The following is a 20,839-nucleotide window of genomic DNA, read 5'->3' as shown; positions in this document are numbered from 1 at the left end:
GCCTTGGGTCAACCAGAGCTTGCCATGTAGGAGGGGGCTTGCCACCGATGACGGTGGCTCAGTACAGATGTACCGAATGACACACAGCTATCGGGGGCAAGCCCCCTCCCACACTGGCTCGGGCTTAATTGCTTAGTGCTGCAGGATTTTCTCGAGGAACTGCTGCGCGCGCTCGGAGCGGGCGCTGATGTCGCCGAAGAATTCTTCTTTCGGGCAGTCTTCGATGATCTTGCCGGCATCCATGAAGATCACGCGGTCGGCCACTTTACGGGCGAAGCCCATTTCGTGGGTCACGCACATCATGGTCATGCCTTCCTGAGCCAGTTGCACCATTACATCCAACACTTCGTTGACCATTTCCGGGTCCAGGGCCGAGGTCGGTTCGTCGAACAGCATGACGATCGGGTCCATGGCCAGGGCGCGGGCAATCGCCACACGTTGCTGCTGACCACCGGAGAGCTGGCCAGGATGCTTGTGGGCGTGTGCCGACAGGCCGACGCGCTCAAGCAATTGCAGGCCTTTCTTGGTGGCTTCTTCCTTACTGCGGCCAAGCACCTTGATCTGCGCGATGGTCAGGTTTTCGGTGATGGTCAGGTGTGGGAACAGCTCGAAGTGCTGGAACACCATGCCCACGCGCGAGCGCAGTTTCGGCAGGTTGGTCTTCGGGTCGGCGATGGAAGTGCCGTCGACCACGATGTCGCCTTTCTGGAACGGTTCCAGCGCGTTCACGCACTTGATCAGGGTGGATTTGCCCGAGCCGGAGGGCCCGCACACCACGATCACTTCGCCTTTTTTAACCTCGGTGCTGCAATCGGTCAGCACCTGGAAGTCGCCATACCACTTGTTGATGTTCTTGATAGAGATCATACGGCAAACCTTTTTTGCAGACGCTTGACCAGCAGCGAGGCGGAAAAGCTGATGATGAAGTAGACGACACCGGCGAAGATCAGGAACTCATTGGAGCGGCCGATGATATCGCCGTTGGAGCGGGCGGAGTTGAGGAAGTCCACCAGGCCCACGGTGTAGACCAGCGACGTATCCTGGAACAGGATGATCGACTGTTGCAGCAGCAACGGGGTCATCTTACGGAACGCCTGGGGCAGGATGATCAGGCGCATGGTCTGGCCGTAGGTCATGCCCATGGCCTGTGCTGCCGCCATCTGGCCCTTGGGGATCGACTGCACGCCGGCCCGCACGATTTCACAGAAGTACGCGGCTTCGAACATCATGAAAGCCACGACGCAGGAGGTGAACGCACCGATCGGGGTGTCTTCGCCGGTGATCCAGCGCAGCACGAACGGCACCGCCAGGTAGAACCAGGTGATCACCAGCAGCAGGGGGATCGAGCGGAAGTAGTTCACATAGGCGCCGGCCAGACGCGACAGCAGTTTGCTGGACGACAGGCGCATCAGCGCGAGAATCGTGCCCAGGGCGATACCGCCGATCACGCCCATGACCATCAGCTTCAAGGTCATGATCATGCCGTTCCACAGCCCGGGCATGGCGGGGATGATACCGCTGAAATCGAGTTCCATTATTTACCCCCCACGGAGATCAGGCCGGGCACTGCGACTTTCTTCTCGACCAGGCGCATCAGCAGCATCAGGCTCATGTTCAGGGTGAAGTAGATCAGCGTGGCCAGGGTGAAGGCTTCGAACAGGTTGGCCGAGAACTCGGCGGTCTGTTTGGTTTGCGCCAGCAGTTCCATCAGGCCGATCAAGGACGCCACGGAGGAGTTCTTGAAGACGTTGAGGAATTCCGAGGTGAGTGGCGGGATGATGATGCGGTAGGCCTGGGGCAGCAGCACGTTCCAGTAGATCTGCGGCAGCTTGAAGCCCATGGCGCGGGCGGCGGCTTCCTGGCCGCGTGGCAGCGCCTGGATACCGGTGCGCACTTGTTCGCAGACACGGGCCGCGGTGAACAGGCCCAGGCACACGACAACGCTCAGGTAGGCCGAGGTGGTCGGGTTCAAGTCCTGCTTGTACCAGTCCTGCAGGTTCTGCGGCAGCAGGTCGGGCACCAGGAAGTACCAGATAAACAGCTGCACCAGCAACGGCACGTTACGGAACAGCTCCACGTAACAGGTCGCAATGCCGGATACCAGCCGGTTCGGCACGGTGCGCATGACCCCCAGAATGGAGCCCAGCAGCAAGGCGATGATCCATGCCACGACGGCGATGGCGATGGTCCAGCCCAAGCCGGCGATGTACCAGTCGAGATAAGTCTCGCTGCCCACGCCGGTGGACTTGAAGAACACGCCCCAGTCCCAGTTGTAATTCATTAGGGTCTCCCCCGAAATCGATCGATGTACAAGCACCCGCTTGGGGAAAATCCATTCCCGCCTGACGTTGAACGCCAGGCACACGCGATCGGCTCGAAAACCGCCAGGTCGAGTGTTCCAAGTTAAAACCAGCAGGTAGTAACAGACGCCTGAGGGAGGGTTGGCTCCCTCAGGAGATAAGGTTAGTCAGCTTTTAGATCTTTACTTCCGGAGCCGGCTTATCGGTCGGATTCTGGATCAGTTCCTTGACCTTGTCGCTCATCGGGAAGTTGAGGTTCAGGCCTTTAGGTGGAACCGGGCTTTCGAACCACTTGCCGTAGATCTTGTTGATCTCGCCGGACTTGTACAGACCGATGATGGCGTCATCCACGGCTTTTTTGAATGCTGGGTCGTCTTTGCGGACCATGCAGGCGTAGGCTTCGAAAGATTGCGGAGTACCGGTGATTACCCAGTCATCCGGCTTCTTGGCCTTGGCTTCTTCACCGGCCAGCAGGGCGTCGTCCATCATGAACGCTACGGCGCGGCCGCTTTCGAGCATCTGGAAGGATTCGCCATGGTCTTTGGCGGAGATGATGTTCATGCCCATCTGCTTGTCGGCGTTCATCGACTTGATGATGCGCTCGGACGTGGTGCCGGCGGTGGTCACGACGTTCTTGCCTTTCAGGTCGGCGAAGTCGGCATAGCTTGGCTTGCCATCTTTGTCTTTCTTGACCAGCAGACGGGTGCCGATTTCGAAGATGTTGGTGGTGAAAGCGACTTGCTGGGCGCGTTCGGCGTTGTTGGTGGTGGAACCGCACTCGATGTCGACGGTGCCGTTCTGAACCAGCGGAATACGGGTCTGCGAGGTCACCAGGTTGTAACGGGTCTGCAGATCGGGCTTGTTCAGGTCTTTTTTCAGGGCTTCAACGATGGCCAGCTGAATGTCGTGGGAGTAACCCACAGGTTTGCCCGAGCCATCCGCGATGTAGGAGAACGGAATGGAGCTGTCGCGGTGCCCGAGGGTGATGGTGCCGGAGTCGTTGATTTTCTTCAGCGTGCCGGTGAGTTCGGCGGCAAAGACTGGAGTGCTGATCAGAGCAGCAGCGATAGCTGCGCCCAAAATATGGGAAACGATGCGCATCAATACTTCCTCGACATTTGTTTTTTTTATGAAGCCGGCTAAACGGCTCTCTTGTACAGCGAATGTCCGTGACGGCTCCTGAGGCGTCTCGGCAATCGTCCAAGAGTGTAGAGCATGAGTCGTGCCAGGCTTGAAATAAAAGGTTAACTGTATGATTTAGAAGGTGATTAAGTTTGTGTTACGGGATTTCGCCGGTCTTTTGATCCGGCAAACCGAATAGCGTGGGATGTCGTGTTCGGAAAACCGAATGGCTGTTGGTTGGTCGATCGGCGTAAGTGTGTACGGGACAAACGCAAAAGCGCCGCGTTTATTCAGAATAAACGCGGCGCTCTCAGGTTGTTACTCGCAGGCTCAAGGCCATGCGGCGGCAGATCAGGCCGCTTGGAACTTACTGCGGTTCTGCTCAACCTTGGACAGGTAGCGCTGGACGTTGTCCTGCTCTTGCTCAGTGGTAAACAGGCCCAGCTTGGTGCGGCGCCATAGGATGTCCTGAGCCTGGGTGGCCCATTCTTCTGTGCACAGATAGTCGACCTCGTGGGTGTACAGGCCACCGCCCAAATGCTCGCCCAGGTCAGCCAGGGTTTGCACGCCCTCCAGCAGGCGCCAAGTGCGGCTGCCGTAGGTTGTGGACCAGCGGCGTGCGATCTCGCTCGGAACCCAATCGAACTTGGCGCGAATCGCCTCGGCCAGCGCTTCGGGCGTGCTCATGTCCTCACCACCCGGCAGGCTGGCCGTGGCGGTCCAGCTAGGACGCATCTGCGTGAAGTACGGCGCCAGTTGGGCCATGGCCGATTCGGCGAGCTTGCGATAGGTGGTCAACTTGCCACCGAACACCGACAGGATCGGTGCCTCGCCCGTACTCCCGGACAGTGCCAGGGTGTAGTCGCGGGTGATCGCCGATGGGTTGTCCGACTCGTCGTTGCACAACGGGCGTACGCCGGAGTAGGTATGCACGATGTCATCGCGGCTCAGTTGCTTCTTGAAGTGGGCATTGACCACCTTGAGCATGTAGTCGGTTTCGCCCTCGGTGATCGCCACTTTCGCCGGGTCACCGGTGTATTCGCGGTCGGTGGTGCCGATAATGGTCAGATGATTCAGGTACGGAATCGTGAAGACGATGCGCTGGTCTTCGTTCTGCAAAATGTGCGCGTGGGCGCCTTCATACAGTTTCGGCACGATCAGGTGGCTGCCCTGGATCAGGCGGATGCCGTAGGGCGAATCAAGTTTCAGGTCATCCTTGATGAATTTGGCCACCCATGGGCCGGCGGCATTCACCAACGCACGAGCGCGAATCGAAAACAGGCTGCCGTCGGCACGTTCCATGTTCATTTCCCACAGGCCCTTGCTGCGATGGGCGCTGACGCACCGGGTCTGGGTGTGGATATGGGCGCCCTTTTCGCGGGCGGCCATGGCGTTGAGCACCACCAGGCGGGCGTCGTCGACCCAGCAGTCGGAATATTCGAACCCTTTGGTGATTTCGCTTTTCAGTGGGCTGTCCGGGCCAAACTTGAGGCTCTTGGAACCCGCGAGTTTTTCGCGCTTGCCCAGGTTGTCATAGAGGAACAGCCCAGCACGAATCATCCACGCCGGGCGCAGGTGCGGGCGGTGCGGCAGGACAAAACGCATTTGCTTGACGATGTGCGGCGCCTTGGCCAGCAGCACTTCCCGTTCGGCCAGGGCTTCGCGCACCAGACGGAATTCGTAATGTTCGAGATAGCGCAAACCGCCGTGGATCAGCTTGCTGCTGGCGGAAGAGGTGTGGCTGGCCAGGTCATCCTTTTCGCAAAGGAATACCGACAGCCCACGACCGGCTGCATCTGCTGCAATGCCGACGCCATTGATCCCGCCGCCGATAACGGCAACGTCATAGACTTCGGCAAGCGGTGGAGCAGGCAAGGTAGAAGGGTTCATCGGCTGGCCTCGCGATTTTTCGTATTGGAATTCGAACATTAATGTTCATTTGCGAAAATGGTAGCCGATAAACGCGGGCACAGCCACCCGACTTCGATTGAAAAAACTCATCGAAGGGCAGGAAAAGGAAAAGTTGTGAACATTGGCCCGTCTAAGGCTCGAGATGTTTCAGCGAGTATTGATGCTATCGGGGGCAAGCNNGCCCCCGATAGCATCAGTAAAGGCCCTACACGACTTCCAGCCGAACCTTATGCTGATTCAGCAACTGCACCAACGCCGACACCGGCTCTTGGTCAGTCACCAGGCAATCCACCAGACTGATCGGCCCCAACCGAATCATGGCATTGCGCCCGAATTTGCTGGAGTCCGCCGCCAGAATTACTTGTCGGGCATTGGCGATGATCGCCTGGGACACGCGCACTTCCTGGTAATCGAAATCCAGCAGACTGCCGTCCTCGTCGATGCCGCTGATACCCACCAGTGCGAAGTCGACTTTGAACTGATTGATAAAGTCGACGCTGGCCTGGCCCACCACGCCGCCGTCGCGTCGCACATTGCCGCCGGTGAGCAGCACGTCGAAGTCGTCCTTGGCGCTGAGCATGGCGGCGACGTTGAGGTTGTTGGTGATGATTTTCAGGTGGCTGTGGTTCAGCAGCGCACGGGCGATGGATTCGGTGGTGGTACCGATATTGATGAACAGCGAGGCGTGATCGGGGATCTGGGCGGCGATGGCTTCGCCGATGCGTTGTTTTTCGTCGCGCATCTGGTCGGCACGCATGGCGTACGCGGTGTTTTCGACGCTGGAGTCATAGGCTGCGCCGCCATGGTAGCGACGCAGCAGATTAGCGTCCGCCAACTGGTTGATATCGCGGCGGATGGTTTGCGGGGTGACAACGAACAACTGCGCCATTTCCTCGATACTGACGTAGCCGCGTTCGCGGACCAGTTCGAGAATTTGTTGCTGGCGGGGAGGCAGATTCATGGGGCGTCCTTTGGGCTGCCATACAAAAGTGGCCCATGATGACGCAGGAATCTGCTCCCTACCAGTTACAACCCGAGGTTGGCTTATTCGGCGCCTTCGTGGGGCTCCCAGTCTCGGGTGCGGCTGACTGCTTTTTGCCAGCCGGCGTAGAGTTTTTCTTTTTCCTTTTCGTCCAATTGAGGTTCGAATTCGCGCTCGATCACCGCTTTGCCGCGCAATTCGTCCAGGCTGCCCCAGAAACCGCAGGCCAAGCCGGCCAGGTACGCCGCGCCCAGCGCTGTGGTTTCACGCATTTGCGGGCGCTCCACCTGAGTACCGAGGATGTCGGCCTGGAACTGCATCAGGAAGTTGTTGGCCACCGCACCGCCGTCTACGCGCAGGGCTGTGAGGCGTTCGCCGGAATCCTGCTGCATGGCGTCCAGCACGTCGCGGGTCTGGTAGGCAATCGACTCCAGAGCTGCACGAATAATGTGATCCACACGTACGCCACGGGTCAGGCCGAACAGCGCGCCACGGGCGTAGGGGTCCCAGTACGGTGCGCCCAGACCGGTGAAAGCAGGGACCAGGTACACGCCGTTGCTGTCCTTGACCTTGCCGGCAAAGTATTCGGTGTCATGGGCGTCGTTGATGATCTTCAGCTCGTCACGCAGCCACTGCACGGTGGAACCACCGTTGAATACTGCGCCTTCCAGGGCGTAGGCCACTTCGCCGCGCGGGCCGCAGGCGATGGTGGTGAGCATGCCGTGCTTGGATTTCACGGCTTTGTCGCCGGTGTTCATCAGCAGGAAGCAGCCGGTGCCGTAGGTGTTCTTAGCCTGGCCGGCTTCCACGCACATCTGGCCGAACAGTGCGGCCTGCTGGTCACCGGCGATGCCGCCGATGGCGATACCGCTTTTGGTGCGGCCGTAGATTTCCGACGAGGACTTCACTTCCGGCAGCATCTCGCGCGGAATGTCGAGGATCTCCAGCATCTTCGCATCCCACTCCAGGGTGTGGATGTTGAAGAGCATGGTGCGCGAGGCGTTGGTGTAGTCGGTGACGTGGGTTTTGCCGCCGGTAAATTTCCAGATCAGCCAGCTGTCGACGGTACCGAACAGCAGCTCGCCGCTGCGCGCACGCTCGCGGCTGCCTTCGACGTTGTCGAGGATCCACTTGAGTTTGGTGCCCGAGAAGTACGGGTCGGTGACCAGGCCGGTGGTGTCGCTGATGTATTGTTCGTGACCGTCGCGCTTGAGCTGCTGGCAGATTTCGGTGCTACGGCGGCACTGCCAAACAATGGCGTTGTAGATCGGGCGGCCGGTGACTTTGTCCCACACCACGGTGGTTTCGCGCTGGTTGGTGATGCCGATGGCGGCTACCTGGTCATGGTGCAGGCCGGCCTGGGCCAGCGCTTCGACCATCACCGCGCTCTGGGTGGCGAAGATCTCCATCGGGTCGTGTTCGACCCAGCCCGCTTGCGGGTAATGCTGGGCGAACTCACGTTGGGCGGTGCAGACCACGTTGGCGTCACGATCGAAGATGATTGCCCGCGAACTGGTGGTGCCCTGGTCGAGGGCAATGATGTAGTTCTTATTCTGAAGGTCGGTCATGTCGATTGCCTTAAACGAAATAGGAAGTCAGAAATCAGCCTGGGCCGCGAAGGGCAGGGGCGCCAGGCTGGCGCTTTCAGGAAATACGGGTGTTGCCGTTGACAGCCGTGTCAGGTGTTTCAATTACAGCAGGTGCGGCGCTCGGCAGATGACGGGCGATCAGGCCGCGATACGCCGCAGCACCAAGGCACGCACCCACGATCGGCGCGAAAATCGGCACCAGGAAATAAGGAATATCGCGGCCGCCGGTAAGGGCCATTTCACCCCAGCCGGCGAAAAAGGTCATCAGCTTCGGCCCCAGATCCCGCGCGGGGTTCATCGCAAACCCCGTCAGCGGGCCCATGGAACTGCCGATCACGGCAATCAGCAGGCCGATCAACAGCGGCGCCAGTGGGCCGCGTGGCAGGCCGTTGTTGTCATCGGTCAGGGCCATGATCACGCCCATCAGGATCGCTGTGATGACCATTTCCACCAAGAATGCTTGGGCGGTGCTCAGCAGCGCATGGGGGTAAGTGGAGAACACCGACGCCAGCTCAAGGCTGGCTTGAGTGCCGCGCACCAGATGGTGGGTTTGTTCGTAATCGAAAAAAAGATTGCTATAGAGGGTGTAGACCAAGGCGGCCGAGCAAAAGGCGCCGGCGATCTGGGCGAGGATATAGAAAGGCAGTTTGCGCTTGTCGAAGTCGGCGAACAGGCACAGCGCGATACTCACCGCCGGGTTCAAGTGGGCCCCGGAAATCCCGGCGCTCAGGTAGATCGCCATGCTCACGCCGACCCCCCAGATGATGCTGATTTCCCACAAGCCAAAACTGGCACCCGCGACCTTGAGCGCAGCGACACAGCCGGTACCGAAGAAGATCAGGAGCGCAGTGCCCAGAAACTCGGCCATGCATTGGCTTGAAAGTGAAGGCTGTTGAAGAGCAGTTGTCATGGAAAACCTCAATTGTTTTTCTTGTCTGGCGCTGGACCTCAACGGGCCTTGCGCGATTTTCACCGCGGCGGGGATCCCCATCTCCGTTACGGCTTACTGCTCGAATGCGTAGGATTATTTCCCACTGTATTCGGAAACGAAAAAATATAGACAAGAATGACCGCTGTCAAAGGTCGAAAGTGAACTGTCAGTCACTTTCCAACTATTGGTCTGATGAATGATCACGTCACCTACGCCCGATGCGTGTCACGGCAGTGGGCGCACTAGAGCGTTTCGTGCTGGGTTGGCCTAGAATTGGCCATCTGTTTGCCACGCTTGGAGTATCCATGACCCCTGCACTGGATCTTTTGAAGAAAGTTCGCGCCGAACATCGTATTCATAGTTATGAACACGACCCTAAGGCCGCCTCCTATGGGCTGGAGGCCGCAGAGAAATTGGGCCTCGACCCGGCGCAGGTGTTCAAGACCTTGCTGGCGAGCAGCGAGAAGGGCGAATTACTGGTGGCCGTAGTACCGGTCGTCGGAAGTCTGGATTTGAAGGCCCTGGCTCATGCGGCGGGGGTCAAGAAAGTCGAAATGGCCGATCCGGCGGCCGCGCAGCGTTCAACCGGTTACTTACTGGGCGGCATCAGCCCGCTGGGGCAGAAGAAGCGCTTGCGCACGTTTATTGATGTGACGGCACAGCCCTTCGCGACGATTTTTGTCAGCGCAGGCAGGAGAGGGTTGGAAGTGGAGTTGCCGGCGGCAGTGCTGGCGGAGCATACCCAAGCCAAATTTGCCGAAATTGGCCGGGCATAATCCAGATTGCTGAAGATGCCGTGTGGGAGGCGGCTCACTCCCACACGTTTCGTGACTCAGCTGGCAGTGCTGTAGCGCCGTACGCCGGATTCGAGCTGGGGAATTTGCGCCGCAACGCTGCCTGACGCTTGGAACAGTACCAAGTGTTCAGCGGCGACACGAATGCCAACCTCCGCGCCCACCAGGTGGTCGGCATGGCTGGGAAAAATCGACTCCAGCTGTGCGCCGGTCGGCAGTTGCAGGCGGTACAGGGTGGACGCGCCGAGGAAGGTCTTGCCGACAATCCTTGCCTTCAACGCGCTGTCGGGCGCATAGACGATATCGTCCGGGCGCAGCAATACATCCACCGCACCGCCCGTAGGCCAGGTATAGGCACGGTTGCCGCGCAGATCGCCCAGCTCGGTGCTGACCGACTCCGGTGAGCTCAACTGCCCACGAATGAAGTAGCCCTGGCCGATAAAGCTGGCCACATAAGGCGTCTGCGGTTCGTGATAGAGGTTGTAGGGCGTGTCCCACTGCTCCAGCCGGCCTTCTTTGAACACGCCCACCTGATCGCTCACCGCGAAGGCTTCTTCCTGGTCATGGGTGACCAGGATCGCACTGGTACCGCGCGCCTTGAGGATGTCGCGCACCTCATGACTGAGCTTGCGGCGCAATTCGCCATCCAGGTTAGAGAAGGGTTCGTCCAGCAGCAGCAATTGCGGTTCCGGCGCAAGGGCGCGGGCCAGTGCCACACGTTGTTGCTGGCCGCCGGACAGCTCATGGGGAAAGCGCTTGCCCAGGTTTTTCAGGTTGACCAGTTCCAACAGCTCGGCCACCACACGCTCTTTTTGCGGGTGCTTGCGAATGCCAAAGGCGATGTTGTCGGCCACGCTCAGATGGGGAAACAGCGCGTAGTCCTGGAACACCATACCGATGCGACGTTTCTCCGGCGCCAGGGTGAAACCGGCGCTGGAGATGACTTCGCCTGCCAGACTGATCTCGCCTTCGTACACCGGCTCAAACCCGGCGATCGCGCGCAGGGTTGTGGTTTTGCCGCAGCCCGAGGAGCCCAACAGGCAGCCGATATCACCGGCATTGAGGTGCAGATTGAGGTTCTGCACCACGCGTTGGTCCTGATAGCCGCAAGCCAGGTTGCGCAGGTTCAGCAGTAATGAATGGCTCATGCGTGGTGGTACGCCGGCTCGACCAGAAATTCGAGCAGGGCCTTCTGTGCGTGCAAGCGATTTTCGGCCTGATCCCAGGCGACCGAACGCGGGTCGTCGAGTAGGTCGAGGCTGATTTCTTCGCCACGATGCGCAGGCAAGCAGTGCATGAACAGCATGTCCGGTGCGGCCAGGTCTAGCAGGTCGCGGTTGACCTGGTAGGGCGCGAACAAGGCCAGGCGCTTGGCGGTTTCGTCTTCCTGACCCATGGAGGTCCACACGTCAGTGCTCACTAGGTGCGCGCCAACCACGGCGTCTTTTGGATCGCGCAGCAGTTGCACGCGGCCATCGGCCTTGGCCAGGAACTCAGGGTTAGGCTCGTAGCCTTCCGGGCAGGCGATGCGCAGGTGGAAGTCGAATTGAATCGCCGCTTCTATATAGCTGTTGCACATATTGTTGCCGTCGCCGATCCAGGCCACGGTCTTGCCCTGGATCGAGCCGCGGTGCTCAAGGAAGGTTTGCATATCGGCCAACAACTGGCAGGGGTGCAGGTCATCGGACAGGCCGTTGATCACCGGCACGCGCGAGTTGGCGGCGAATTCGGTCAGGGTGCTGTGGGCGAAGGTTCGGATCATCACCGCGTCGAGCATGCGCGACATGACGATGGCGCAATCGCTGATCGGCTCGCCACGGCCCAGTTGGGTGTCCCGCGGCGACAGGAAGATGGCCTGGCCGCCCAGCTGAATCATGCCGGCTTCGAAGGACAGGCGGGTACGCGTGGATGATTTCTCGAAAATCATCCCGAGTACGCGGTTTTTCAAAGGCTCGAACAGTACACCGCGGTTACGCAGGTCTTTAAGCTCAATGCCTCGACGGAGCACGCTGACCAGCTCTTCGGGCGTGCAATCCATCAGGGAGAGAAAGTGCCTTGCGCTCATCATTAACTACCTTTTGCAACAGACCGCAGATACTCAAAGCCTTGTTTATTGTGACAACGGGCGAGACCTGCGGCGAAAGCCGCACGGGGGCGACGAAATAGGGGAAGGCGCGATATTGACATTAAATGTCGCGTCTTACCAATAGGGCTACGTTTTTAGGGGTTTTCAAGCAGGGCGCCGAGACGCGTTTGAAGACAATTTCCTGACAGCAGCGGCCCATTTGTACACTGGCCTCGCAACCTTTTGCAATGCGCGGAGGCGGGCTCGGGCCAGGCTGCGTCGGTTTCAGCCGGTATGGGCGGGGTTCTGTAACATTTGCTCATGCTTCGCCATGGCCCGGCCTGATGCCCGGCGATTCACAGGGCGAACGATGCTGGCGCCCATTGAGGTCGCGGCCCATAGTCAGCCCAAAGCCCCTATAAAGAGACTGGCCATGACCAAGACTCTCCACCACCGTGCCTGCCATCTATGTGAAGCCATCTGTGGTCTGACCCTGGAAACCACCCGTAACGACGACGGGCGCCTGGCGATCACCTCGATCAAGGGCGACCCGCAGGATACTTTCAGTCGTGGCCATATCTGTCCCAAAGCTGTGGCGCTGCAGGATATTCAAAACGACCCCGACCGCCTGCATCAACCCATGCTGCGGGTGGGCAGCGAATGGCAGCCGATCCCATGGGAGGAAGCATTCGCCCTGGTGGCCGAGCGGCTCGCGGATATTCAGACACGGCACGGGCAGAATGCGGTGGCGGTGTATCAGGGCAATCCCAGCGTGCATAACTATGGGCTGATGACCCATAGCAACTACTTCCTGGGCCAGCTCAAAACGCGCAACCGGTTTTCCGCGACGTCCGTGGACCAATTGCCCCATCACCTCACCAGTCACCTGATGTACGGCCATGGCCTGCTGCTGCCGATTCCGGATATCGATCACACCGACTTCATGCTGATCCTGGGCGGCAATCCACTGGCGTCCAACGGCAGCATCATGACAGTGCCGGATGTGGAAAAGCGCCTCAAGGCGATCCAGGCCCGTGGCGGCAAAGTGGTGGTCGTCGACCCCCGGCGCAGCGAAACCGCAGCAATTGCCGATCAGCACCTGTTCGTACGGCCTGGGGGCGATGCAGCCCTGTTGTTTGGTGTGCTCAACACTTTGTTCACCGAGAACCTGAATCGCGTCAGCCATTTGCCGGTTGAGGGGCTGGACGAGGTTCGCCGTGCGGTCAGCGGCTTCACCGCCGAGGCGATGAGCCGCCAGTGTGCCGTGCCGGTCGCGCAGATTCGCCAGTTGGCACGGGATTTCGCCGCAGCGGACAAGGCTGTCTGTTACGGGCGCATGGGCGTATCGACCCAAGCGTTCGGTACCTTGTGCCATTGGCTGGTGCAGTTGATCAACCTGGTGACGGGCAACCTGGACAGGGTGGGCGGCGCCTTGTGCACGTCGCCGGCGGTGGATTTGGTGGCATCGACCGGAGGCGGCCATTTCAACCGCTGGCAGAGCCGGGTGTCCGGGCGCCCGGAATACGGTGGCGAGTTGCCGGTATCGGCGCTGGCCGAGGAGATGCTGACCGAAGGGGATGGCCAGATTCGCGCCCTGGTGACGGTGGCTGGTAACCCGGTGCTGTCTACGCCGAACGGTCGCCAATTGGAGCAGGCGCTGGATGGTCTGGAGTTCATGGTCAGCGTCGATCTGTATATCAACGAGACCACGCGTTACGCCGACCTGATCCTGCCGTCCACATCGGCGCTGGAGAACGATCACTACGACACCACCTTCAATATGTTCGCGGTGCGCAATGTCACTCGGTTCAATCGCGCGATCTTGCCCAAACCCGAAGGTGCGTTGCATGACTGGGAAATCTTCGTGGGCTTGGCTCAGGCATTCGCGGCGAAGACCGGCGCGGCCCTAAAGCCGACCATGCCGCCGGCGCAGATGATCGACTACGGGTTGCGTGCCGGGGCTTACGGCGATGCGTCTAGCCACAAGTTGTCGCTGGCGATACTGGCCGATCATCCCCATGGCGTGGACCTGGGCCCGCTGCGGCCCAATCTTGCCGAGCGCTTGAAGACCGCGGACGGCAAGGTGCAGGCGGCTCCAGCGGTGATCCTCGCCGACCTGGCGCGCTTCGCGGCTCAGCCAGTACCTATGGCCGATGAGCTGTTGTTGATCGGCCGTCGGCATGTGCGCAGTAATAATTCCTGGATGCACAACTATCACCGCTTGGTGAAAGGCAAGCCGCGCCATCAGTTGCACATGCACCCCGACGATCTGGCTCAGCGCCAGCTAAGCGATGGCCAGCGGGTACGGGTCAGCTCACGTATCGGCATGATCGAGGTGGAGGTGGTCGCCAGTCAGGACATGATGCCCGGCGTGGTCAGCCTGCCCCATGGCTGGGGGCATGGTCGCCCCGGTGTGCGGATGAGCATTGCCAGCGAACAGCCAGGCGCCAGCGCCAATGACCTGACCGACGAGCGGCAGTTGGATGAGTTATCCGGCAATGCGGCCTTGAATGGCGTGCCCGTGCAAGTCGCCGCGGCGTAAGGAGCCCGAGCATCCTGCGGGAATTTTGCGTTACAATGCGCCACCGTGCCGACCTGTGAGTCGCAAAGTTCCTGCAGAGGTGTTCCATGGATATCATCGAAACGATCAAAGAGCAGATTGCCAACAACACTATTCTGCTTTACATGAAGGGTGCTCCGAACGCTCCTCAATGCGGTTTCTCCGCGAAGGCGTCCCAGGCCATCATGGCGTGCGGCGAGAAGTTCGCTTACGTCGATATCCTGCAAAACCCAGAAATTCGTGCCAACCTGCCCAAGTACGCCAACTGGCCAACCTTCCCACAACTGTGGGTGGCCGGTGAGTTGGTCGGCGGTAGCGACATCATCGTTGAGATGGCGGCCGACGGCTCATTGCAAGCGCTGATCAAAGAAGCAGCGGCAAACGCGGCAGCCAAAACTGACGCTTGATCGCCGTGTAACAAAAAGCCCCGCTTCTCGTGAGAGAGCGGGGCTTTTTTGTGCCTGTGTGCGTTGGGTTTATTCGCCCATCTGCGACTGCAGGTAATTCTCAAGGCTGACTTTGTCGATCAGGCCCAGTTGAGTTTCCAGCCAGTCGATATGTTCTTCCTGATCTTCGAGGATATCTTCCAGCAGTTCACGGCTGCCGAAGTCGGCGCTTGTTTCGCAATGAGCGATGGCGGCCTTCAGGTCGCTGTGGCTCTTGCGTTCAAAGCCCAGGTCGCTGCCAAGCATTTCCTGGGTGTGCTCGCCGATGTTCAGCTTGCCCAGATCCTGCACGTTTGGCAGACCTTCCAGGAACAGGATGCGTTTGATCAGCGCATCCGCGTCCTTCATGGCCTTGATAGATTCTTTGTATTCACGTTTGCCGAGCTTTTCCAGGCCCCAATCGTCGTACATGCGCGCATGCAGGAAGTACTGATTGATCGCGACCAGTTCATTGGCAAGGATTTTGTTGAGTTGCTGGATGACTGAGATGTCGCCTTTCATGACTGGGGTCCTGCCCTGTAATAGCTGTGTATAGGGCGGAGTTTGAGCGGCGAACTCTGTAGTGTCAAACCTAAGTTATTGAATAATAAATGAAAATTAATCGGAATAAGAATGTTTGTGTTCCGCGTCTTGACGCTAACTAGTTGAATTACGGGCATAAAAAAACCGAACACTAAGTTCGGTTCTTTAAAACATGCCCGATCAGGCGTGAGTAAATTCTGCTGAATAGGGGAGCGAAGCCTGCGCGGTCTGCAGCTGCGTCAGGGTTTCCCGTACCACTTGCTTGGCAAGACAAGCGCATTTACCGCACTGGCTGGCAACGCCGGTGGTTTCACGCACTTCCTTGTAGCTGCAGCAACCTTCGTAGATTGCTTCGCGGATTTGTCCGTCGGTGACGCCAGTACAGAGGCACACATACATAAGGGAGAACCGTCGCGGGTTTAGGGCTTAAGTGCGATGGATCTTAATGTTAACGAGAATGATTGTCAAAGTAGATTCATGGACTTTTCGCGCCGGCGCCCTCGCGCTGACGAACGGTTTTTTCCGTGTATGATGGTCGGTCTTCACGAAGCGTGACTGCGTCACAGGCTTGTCGCTTGAACACGGCAGACTCTGGATCGGTCCTTTTACTTCAATCTTCATCCCACATCAGGAGATACCCCATGAGCGTACTCGTCGGTAAACAAGCCCCGGATTTCGACGTACCTGCCGTTCTCGGCAATGGCGAAATCGTCGACAGCTTCAAACTGTCTGAAGCCATCAAAGGCAAATACGGCCTGGTGTTCTTCTACCCGCTGGACTTCACCTTCGTCTGCCCTTCGGAGCTGATCGCTCTGGACCACCGCATGGACGATTTCAAGGCGCGTAATGTTGAAGTGGTTGCGGTGTCCATCGACTCCCATTTCACCCACAACGCCTGGCGCAACACCGCCATCAACGATGGTGGCATCGGCAAAGTCAAATACACCATGGCTGCCGACATGAAGCACGAGATCGCCAAGGCTTACGACGTTGAATCCGAAGGCGGCGTGGCTTTCCGTGGCGCTTTCCTGATCGATGACAAGGGCGTTGTTCGCTCGCAAATCATCAACGACCTGCCACTGGGTCGTAACATGGAAGAGCTGATCCGCCTGGTCGACGCGCTGCAATTCCACGAAGAGCACGGCGAAGTGTGCCCTGCCAACTGGAAAAAAGGCGACAAAGGCATGAACGCCTCGCCAGAAGGCGTTGCCGCTTACCTGACCGAGAACGCTGGCAAGCTGTAAGCCACGTTTACGGTAAAAAAAACCGGCCTGAGAAGGCCGGTTTTTTTATGCGTGGGATTCCGTCTCAGTCGTTGAAGTCTTCCCAACCGCCCATCTGCTTCCAACGATTGACGATGCCGCAAAACAGCTCGGCGGTCTTTTCGGTGTCATAACGCGCCGAGTGGGCTTCACGACCGTCAAAGTCGATGCCGGCGGCCTGGCAGGCTTTGGCCAACACCGTCTGGCCGTAGGCCAGGCCGGCGAGGGTGGCAGTGTCGAAGCTGGAGAACGGGTGAAACGGGTTGCGCTTCATGTCCAGACGCGCCACGGCGGCGTTCAGGAAGCCCAGGTCGAAGCTGCTGTTGTGGCCAACCAGGATCGCGCGTTTGCAGCCGTTGGCCTTCAACGCCTTGCGCACGCCACGGAAGATATCGGTCAGCGCCGCTTCTTCGCTCACGGCCATGCGCAGCGGGTGATCAAGCTTGATCCCGGTGAATTCCAATGCGGCGGCTTCGATATTGGCGCCTTCGAACGGTTCGACGCGGAAGAAGTGGGTATGCTCCGGGAACACAAAACCCTGCTCATCCATGCCAATGGTGGTGGCGGCGATTTCCAGCAACGCGTCGGTGGCGCAATTGAACCCACCAGTTTCTACGTCGATGACAACCGGCAGATAGCCGCGAAAACGCTCGGCCATCGGGTGGCGGGAACCGCCACCACTGTGCTCGTGTTCGTCATCGTAATGGTCTTCACTCACTTGCTTTCCTCCAGCAGGCGCCAGCGCAGTGTTTCACCGGCGCGCAGCGGGATGACAGTCAGCTCGCCGAACGGCAGGCTGGCAGGGGCGGTCCAATCGTCGCGAACCAGGGTGATGCGATCGGTGTTGGCCGGCAGGCCGTAGAAGCGCGGGCCATTGAGGCTGGCGAAGCCTTCGAGCTTGTCCAGCGCGTTACGCTGTTCAAATGCTTCGGCATACAACTCGATAGCGGCGTACGCGGTGTAGCAACCGGCACAGCCGCACGCCGCTTCCTTGGCGTGCTGGGCATGGGGGGCCGAGTCAGTGCCGAGGAAAAACTTCGGATTGCCGCTGGTGGCGGCATCCAAAAGCGCCACTTGGTGAGTATTGCGCTTGAGGATCGGCAGGCAATAGAAGTGCGGGCGAATCCCACCCACCAGCATGTGGTTGCGGTTGTACAGCAGATGATGCGCAGTGATGGTCGCGCCGACGTTGGCCGGGGCCTCGGTGACGAACTGCACGGCATCGGCCGTAGTGATGTGTTCGAACACCACCTTGAGCGTCGGAAACAACTCCACCACGCGGCGCATGTGCTCGTCGATGAAGATCTTCTCGCGATCGAACACATCGACGTCGCCACGGGTCACCTCACCGTGGATCAGCAGCGGCATGCCGACTTCCGCCATGGCTTCGATGGCCGGCAGGATCTTGTCGATGCTGGTCACACCGGAGTCGGAGTTGGTGGTGGCGCCGGCGGGGTACAGCTTGGCGGCGTGCACGAAACCGCTGGCCTTGGCCTGGCGAATTTCTTCCGGCTGGGTGCGGTCGGTCAGGTAAAGCACCATCAGCGGTTCGAAGCGGCTGCCGGCCGGCCGTACCGCGAGGATACGCTGGCGATAGGCGTCGGCTTCGGCGGCATTACGCACCGGAGGTACCAGGTTAGGCATGATGATGGCGCGGCCAAACGTGCGCGCAACATCGGCCACGGTGTGGGGCAACGCAGCACCATCGCGAAGATGAATGTGCCAGTCGTCGGGACGCAGCAGGGTCAGGCGGTCGGACATTGGGGATTCCAGGCGGGTCAATCTGGTGGGAATGCTACCGGAAAAGACTCATGCAGGCACTCGCTATCAAGTTTTGCGGGATACGACCGATAGCACTGGGTATGCCTTAACGATGTATGACGCTTTGAAGTGTTGTAGAAACCAGTGGAGCCTCCCGTGCGCCAGCATTATCTAGCCCTGCTCAGTGTGTTCGCCAGTCTGCCTACAATGGCACTCACGTTCCAGACACGACTGGAAAATATTGAGTGGAAGGTGGAAGGCGACCAGTTCGAGTGCCGTCTGACCCAGCCGATTACTGATTTCGGCTCAGGTGAGTTCGTGCGTCGAGCCGGCGAGCAGGCGACATTCCGCCTGAAAGCCTACAACGGATCGCTGGGCGCTGGATCGGCCACCTTGTTGGCGGCTGCCGCTCCGTGGCAGCCGGGTCGCGGTGACATAAATCTGGGAGCGGTGCGCGCCGGGAGCGGCGACGTCCTGTTCAATAGTTCACAGGCCCAGGCCGGGCGTCTGTTCATCGGCTTGCTCGAAGGGCGTTCGCCTACTGTGCGGCATTACGGGCGTGAGGGTGGGTATTCGGAGATCCGTTTACTGCCAGTGAAATTCAATAAGGCCTACAGCGACTATCAGTTGTGTACGACTAAATTGCTGCCAATGAACTACGATCAGGTCAAGCAGACCGTGGTGGGCTTCCCCGGCGGCGGTATCGAACTGGATGCAGCGGCTAAGCAAAAGCTGTCGGTGATTCTCGCATTCATGAAGGCCGATCCTACCGTCAACCATATCGAGTTGAACGGCCACTCGGACAACAGCGGCAATCGCCTGAGTAATCGCGATATCTCGCGTCGGCGCGCCTTGGCGGTCATGGATTACTTCAAGGCCAATGGCATCCCGGAATCCCAGATCACCCTGCGGTTCTACGGTGAAAGCTACCCTCTGGCGCCCAACACCAATGCCGCCAATCGCGCCCGTAACCGTCGCGTGAATATCCAGTTGGAAAGAGTGGCGGCCCCCGAGAAACCGGCGCCCCAGGCCGCGACACCCAGCAATCCGGCGCACACCTCCTAAGGTGCGACCATTGGTCGCCCGTTCGACATAATCTGTCGCTTTATCTTCATTTGCTGTCGCGCCCCTGTAATTTCACGGTTTTGATCGGTAGAATCGACGCCTTTCCGTACAACCCCGTGGAGTGATGGCATGGCCGACGTAAACAAGGTCGTTCTCGCGTATTCCGGCGGCCTGGACACTTCGGTGATCCTCAAGTGGCTGCAGGATACTTATAACTGTGAAGTGGTGACCTTCACCGCTGACCTGGGTCAGGGTGAAGAGGTCGAACCTGCACGTGCCAAGGCGCAAGCCATGGGCGTGAAAGAGATCTACATTGACGACCTGCGCGAAGAGTTCGTCCGCGATTTCGTTTTCCCGATGTTTCGCGCCAACACCGTCTATGAAGGCGAGTACCTCCTGGGTACCTCCATCGCACGTCCTCTGATCGCCAAGCGCCTGATCGAAATCGCTAACGAAACCGGCGCCGACGCCATTTCCCATGGCGCGACCGGCAAGGGCAACGACCAGGTCCGTTTCGAGCTGGGTGCCTATGCGCTCAAGCCTGGTGTCAAGGTGATTGCACCTTGGCGCGAATGGGACCTGCTGTCCCGTGAAAAGCTGATGGATTACGCCGAAAAGCACGCAATCCCGATTGAGCGTCACGGCAAGAAGAAATCCCCGTATTCCATGGATGCCAACTTGCTGCACATCTCCTATGAAGGCGGCGTGTTGGAAGACACCTGGACCGAGCACGAGGAAGACATGTGGCGTTGGACCGTCTCCCCTGAAAAGGCGCCGGATACCCCGCAGTATCTGGAACTGACCTACCGTAACGGCGATATCGTGGCGCTGGACGGCGTCGAGATGACCCCGGCCACCGTACTGGCCACCTTGAACCGTATCGGCGGCGAGCACGGTATCGGCCGTCTCGATATCGTCGAGAACCGCTACGTGGGCATGAAGTCCCGCGGCTGCTACGAAACCCCGGGCGGCACCATCATGCTGCGCGCGCACCGCGCTATCGAGTCCATCACCCTGGACCGTGAAGTGGCTCACCTCAAAGACGAGCTGATGCCCAAGTACGCCAGCCTGATCTACACCGGCTACTGGTGGAGCCCGGAGCGTCTGATGCTGCAACAGATGATCGATGCTTCCCAGGCTCACGTGAACGGTGTGGTGCGCTTGAAGCTGTACAAAGGCAACGTGATCGTCACCGGTCGCAAGTCGGATGAGTCGCTGTTCGATGCCAACATCGCCACCTTCGAAGAAGATGGCGGTGCCTACAACCAGGCAGACGCCGCAGGCTTTATCAAGTTGAATGCACTGCGTATGCGCATTGCTGCCAATAAAGGCCGTTCGTTGTTCTGAGTCGCGGATACGCTTGAAAAAAGCCCCTTACTCAAGGGGCTTTTTTTTGCCTGGCTACTTTAGCAACACCACATGTTTATCCGCGTTTAAATCTATGAGCAATTGCGCCAAAAATTGTACTGATCAATTTATTTGCACAGATTGCGGTGGGTAATTTGTAGGAGTACTAAGAATTTTATAAT

General features: G+C 58.9%; 20 protein-coding genes. 6 read left to right on the top strand and 14 right to left on the bottom strand.

From position 1 onward, the window contains the following. Positions 1 to 132 precede the first annotated feature (132 nt). The 8 genes from YA0848_RS18660 to YA0848_RS18625 all read right to left on the bottom strand — a co-directional run bounded on the left by YA0848_RS18660 (position 133) and on the right by YA0848_RS18625 (position 8,814). A complete protein-coding gene (locus YA0848_RS18660) occupies positions 133 to 867 on the bottom strand; it encodes an amino acid ABC transporter ATP-binding protein (RefSeq protein ID WP_034096120.1) in 735 nt (244 codons plus the stop codon). Continuing rightward, positions 864 to 1,535: an ABC transporter permease subunit gene (locus YA0848_RS18655; protein ID WP_034096121.1), complete on the bottom strand. Its 672-nt coding sequence runs from the start codon at positions 1,533 to 1,535 to the stop codon at positions 864 to 866. Before YA0848_RS18655 ends, YA0848_RS18660 begins: the two co-directional genes overlap by 4 nt. Next, positions 1,535 to 2,281: an amino acid ABC transporter permease gene (locus YA0848_RS18650; RefSeq protein WP_034096122.1), complete on the bottom strand. Its 747-nt coding sequence runs from the start codon at positions 2,279 to 2,281 to the stop codon at positions 1,535 to 1,537. Before YA0848_RS18650 ends, YA0848_RS18655 begins: the two co-directional genes overlap by 1 nt. Positions 2,282 to 2,474: 193 nt before the next feature. Beyond that, a complete protein-coding gene (locus tag YA0848_RS18645) occupies positions 2,475 to 3,401 on the bottom strand; it encodes a glutamate/aspartate ABC transporter substrate-binding protein (RefSeq protein WP_184315953.1) in 927 nt (308 codons plus the stop codon). Positions 3,402 to 3,773: 372 nt separating this feature from the next. Further along, entirely contained in the window at positions 3,774 to 5,312 is a 1,539-nt protein-coding gene (glpD, locus tag YA0848_RS18640) for a glycerol-3-phosphate dehydrogenase (RefSeq protein ID WP_169902849.1), read from the bottom strand. 226 nt (positions 5,313 to 5,538) lie between these two features. Then, positions 5,539 to 6,294, bottom strand: coding sequence for a DeoR/GlpR family transcriptional regulator (locus YA0848_RS18635; protein ID WP_169902716.1), 756 nt, complete (start codon positions 6,292 to 6,294; stop codon positions 5,539 to 5,541). An 83-nt stretch (positions 6,295 to 6,377) separates the two neighbouring features. Continuing rightward, positions 6,378 to 7,883 (bottom strand): glycerol kinase GlpK, encoded by a 1,506-nt coding sequence (gene glpK / locus YA0848_RS18630; protein WP_169902715.1) that lies wholly within the window; start codon positions 7,881 to 7,883, stop codon positions 6,378 to 6,380. A 76-nt stretch (positions 7,884 to 7,959) separates the two neighbouring features. Continuing rightward, positions 7,960 to 8,814 carry an MIP/aquaporin family protein gene (locus YA0848_RS18625; RefSeq protein ID WP_034096127.1) on the bottom strand — a complete coding sequence of 285 codons (855 nt, stop codon included), beginning with the start codon at positions 8,812 to 8,814 and terminating at the stop codon, positions 7,960 to 7,962. 326 nt (positions 8,815 to 9,140) lie between these two features. Here YA0848_RS18625 and ybaK point away from each other — a divergent pair, with 326 nt between their 5' ends. Then, a complete protein-coding gene (ybaK, locus tag YA0848_RS18620) occupies positions 9,141 to 9,611 on the top strand; it encodes a Cys-tRNA(Pro) deacylase (RefSeq protein ID WP_034096128.1) in 471 nt (156 codons plus the stop codon). Between the two features lie 56 nt (positions 9,612 to 9,667). On the opposite strand, the gene YA0848_RS18615 is transcribed toward ybaK, so the two are convergent. Continuing rightward, the gene (locus tag YA0848_RS18615; RefSeq protein ID WP_034096129.1) at positions 9,668 to 10,777 is read right to left on the bottom strand and encodes an ABC transporter ATP-binding protein; all 1,110 of its coding nucleotides are present in this window, start codon (positions 10,775 to 10,777) and stop codon (positions 9,668 to 9,670) included. Further along, on the bottom strand, positions 10,774 to 11,694 hold the full coding sequence (gene argF / locus YA0848_RS18610; protein ID WP_034096130.1) for an ornithine carbamoyltransferase: 921 nt from the start codon (positions 11,692 to 11,694) through the stop codon (positions 10,774 to 10,776). The genes YA0848_RS18615 and argF overlap by 4 nt, the downstream gene beginning before the upstream one ends. 433 nt (positions 11,695 to 12,127) lie before the next feature. On the opposite strand from argF, the gene YA0848_RS18605 reads away from it, so the two are divergent. Together YA0848_RS18605 and grxD are read left to right on the top strand one after the other, a co-directional pair. Beyond that, positions 12,128 to 14,236, top strand: a complete 2,109-nt coding sequence (locus YA0848_RS18605; protein ID WP_169902714.1) for a molybdopterin oxidoreductase family protein — start codon at positions 12,128 to 12,130, stop codon at positions 14,234 to 14,236. Between the two features lie 86 nt (positions 14,237 to 14,322). Continuing rightward, on the top strand, positions 14,323 to 14,661 hold the full coding sequence (grxD, locus tag YA0848_RS18600) for a Grx4 family monothiol glutaredoxin (protein ID WP_065906770.1): 339 nt from the start codon (positions 14,323 to 14,325) through the stop codon (positions 14,659 to 14,661). 69 nt (positions 14,662 to 14,730) lie between these two features. On the opposite strand, the gene bfr is transcribed toward grxD, so the two are convergent. Both bfr and YA0848_RS18590 read right to left on the bottom strand, forming a co-directional pair. After that, entirely contained in the window at positions 14,731 to 15,201 is a 471-nt protein-coding gene (bfr, locus tag YA0848_RS18595) for a bacterioferritin (protein WP_034096133.1), read from the bottom strand. Between the two features lie 201 nt (positions 15,202 to 15,402). Continuing rightward, a complete protein-coding gene (locus YA0848_RS18590) occupies positions 15,403 to 15,621 on the bottom strand; it encodes a bacterioferritin-associated ferredoxin (RefSeq protein WP_034096134.1) in 219 nt (72 codons plus the stop codon). A 242-nt stretch (positions 15,622 to 15,863) separates the two neighbouring features. Between YA0848_RS18590 and YA0848_RS18585 the strand changes: the two genes are divergently transcribed. Beyond that, complete coding sequence (locus YA0848_RS18585; RefSeq protein WP_034096135.1) at positions 15,864 to 16,466, top strand: peroxiredoxin; 603 nt, start codon at positions 15,864 to 15,866, stop codon at positions 16,464 to 16,466. Positions 16,467 to 16,530: 64 nt separating this feature from the next. On the opposite strand, the gene rnt is transcribed toward YA0848_RS18585, so the two are convergent. After that, a complete protein-coding gene (gene rnt, locus YA0848_RS18580) occupies positions 16,531 to 17,202 on the bottom strand; it encodes a ribonuclease T (protein ID WP_010564138.1) in 672 nt (223 codons plus the stop codon). Continuing rightward, positions 17,199 to 18,245: a dihydroorotase gene (gene pyrC, locus YA0848_RS18575; RefSeq protein ID WP_034111964.1), complete on the bottom strand. Its 1,047-nt coding sequence runs from the start codon at positions 18,243 to 18,245 to the stop codon at positions 17,199 to 17,201. The genes rnt and pyrC overlap by 4 nt, the downstream gene beginning before the upstream one ends. A 156-nt stretch (positions 18,246 to 18,401) precedes the next feature. Between pyrC and YA0848_RS18570 the strand changes: the two genes are divergently transcribed. Both YA0848_RS18570 and YA0848_RS18565 read left to right on the top strand, forming a co-directional pair. Then, complete coding sequence (locus YA0848_RS18570) at positions 18,402 to 19,310, top strand: flagellar protein MotY (RefSeq protein ID WP_034096137.1); 909 nt, start codon at positions 18,402 to 18,404, stop codon at positions 19,308 to 19,310. 129 nt (positions 19,311 to 19,439) lie between these two features. Beyond that, entirely contained in the window at positions 19,440 to 20,657 is a 1,218-nt protein-coding gene (locus tag YA0848_RS18565; protein WP_034096138.1) for an argininosuccinate synthase, read from the top strand. Positions 20,658 to 20,839 lie beyond the last annotated feature (182 nt).

This window comes from Pseudomonas sp. S4_EA_1b (genome assembly GCF_016307435.1).
Taxonomy (GTDB): Bacteria; Pseudomonadota; Gammaproteobacteria; order Pseudomonadales; family Pseudomonadaceae; genus Aquipseudomonas; species Aquipseudomonas rhodesiae.
Note: the sequence above shows the minus strand (reverse complement) of the source record. Positions and strands in the feature narration are given on the sequence as shown.

Excerpts from the sequence above, each read along its gene's own strand:
- YA0848_RS18565 (WP_034096138.1), top strand. The coding sequence starts at position 19,440 with ATGGCCGACGTAAACAAGGTCGTTCTCGCGTATTCCGGCGGCCTGGAC.
- YA0848_RS18645 (WP_184315953.1), bottom strand. The coding sequence starts at position 3,401 with ATGCGCATCGTTTCCCATATTTTGGGCGCAGCTATCGCTGCTGCTCTG.
- argF (WP_034096130.1), bottom strand. The coding sequence starts at position 11,694 with ATGAGCGCAAGGCACTTTCTCTCCCTGATGGATTGCACGCCCGAAGAG.
- YA0848_RS18650 (WP_034096122.1), bottom strand. The coding sequence starts at position 2,281 with ATGAATTACAACTGGGACTGGGGCGTGTTCTTCAAGTCCACCGGCGTG.
- YA0848_RS18590 (WP_034096134.1), bottom strand. The coding sequence starts at position 15,621 with ATGTATGTGTGCCTCTGTACTGGCGTCACCGACGGACAAATCCGCGAA.
- YA0848_RS18585 (WP_034096135.1), top strand. The coding sequence starts at position 15,864 with ATGAGCGTACTCGTCGGTAAACAAGCCCCGGATTTCGACGTACCTGCC.
- YA0848_RS18615 (WP_034096129.1), bottom strand. The coding sequence starts at position 10,777 with ATGAGCCATTCATTACTGCTGAACCTGCGCAACCTGGCTTGCGGCTAT.
- YA0848_RS18635 (WP_169902716.1), bottom strand. The coding sequence starts at position 6,294 with ATGAATCTGCCTCCCCGCCAGCAACAAATTCTCGAACTGGTCCGCGAA.
- YA0848_RS18655 (WP_034096121.1), bottom strand. The coding sequence starts at position 1,535 with ATGGAACTCGATTTCAGCGGTATCATCCCCGCCATGCCCGGGCTGTGG.
- YA0848_RS18605 (WP_169902714.1), top strand. The coding sequence starts at position 12,128 with ATGACCAAGACTCTCCACCACCGTGCCTGCCATCTATGTGAAGCCATC.
- grxD (WP_065906770.1), top strand. The coding sequence starts at position 14,323 with ATGGATATCATCGAAACGATCAAAGAGCAGATTGCCAACAACACTATT.
- glpK (WP_169902715.1), bottom strand. The coding sequence starts at position 7,883 with ATGACCGACCTTCAGAATAAGAACTACATCATTGCCCTCGACCAGGGC.
- glpD (WP_169902849.1), bottom strand. The coding sequence starts at position 5,312 with ATGAACCCTTCTACCTTGCCTGCTCCACCGCTTGCCGAAGTCTATGAC.
- pyrC (WP_034111964.1), bottom strand. The coding sequence starts at position 18,245 with ATGTCCGACCGCCTGACCCTGCTGCGTCCCGACGACTGGCACATTCAT.
- ybaK (WP_034096128.1), top strand. The coding sequence starts at position 9,141 with ATGACCCCTGCACTGGATCTTTTGAAGAAAGTTCGCGCCGAACATCGT.
- YA0848_RS18660 (WP_034096120.1), bottom strand. The coding sequence starts at position 867 with ATGATCTCTATCAAGAACATCAACAAGTGGTATGGCGACTTCCAGGTG.
- bfr (WP_034096133.1), bottom strand. The coding sequence starts at position 15,201 with ATGAAAGGCGACATCTCAGTCATCCAGCAACTCAACAAAATCCTTGCC.
- YA0848_RS18625 (WP_034096127.1), bottom strand. The coding sequence starts at position 8,814 with ATGACAACTGCTCTTCAACAGCCTTCACTTTCAAGCCAATGCATGGCC.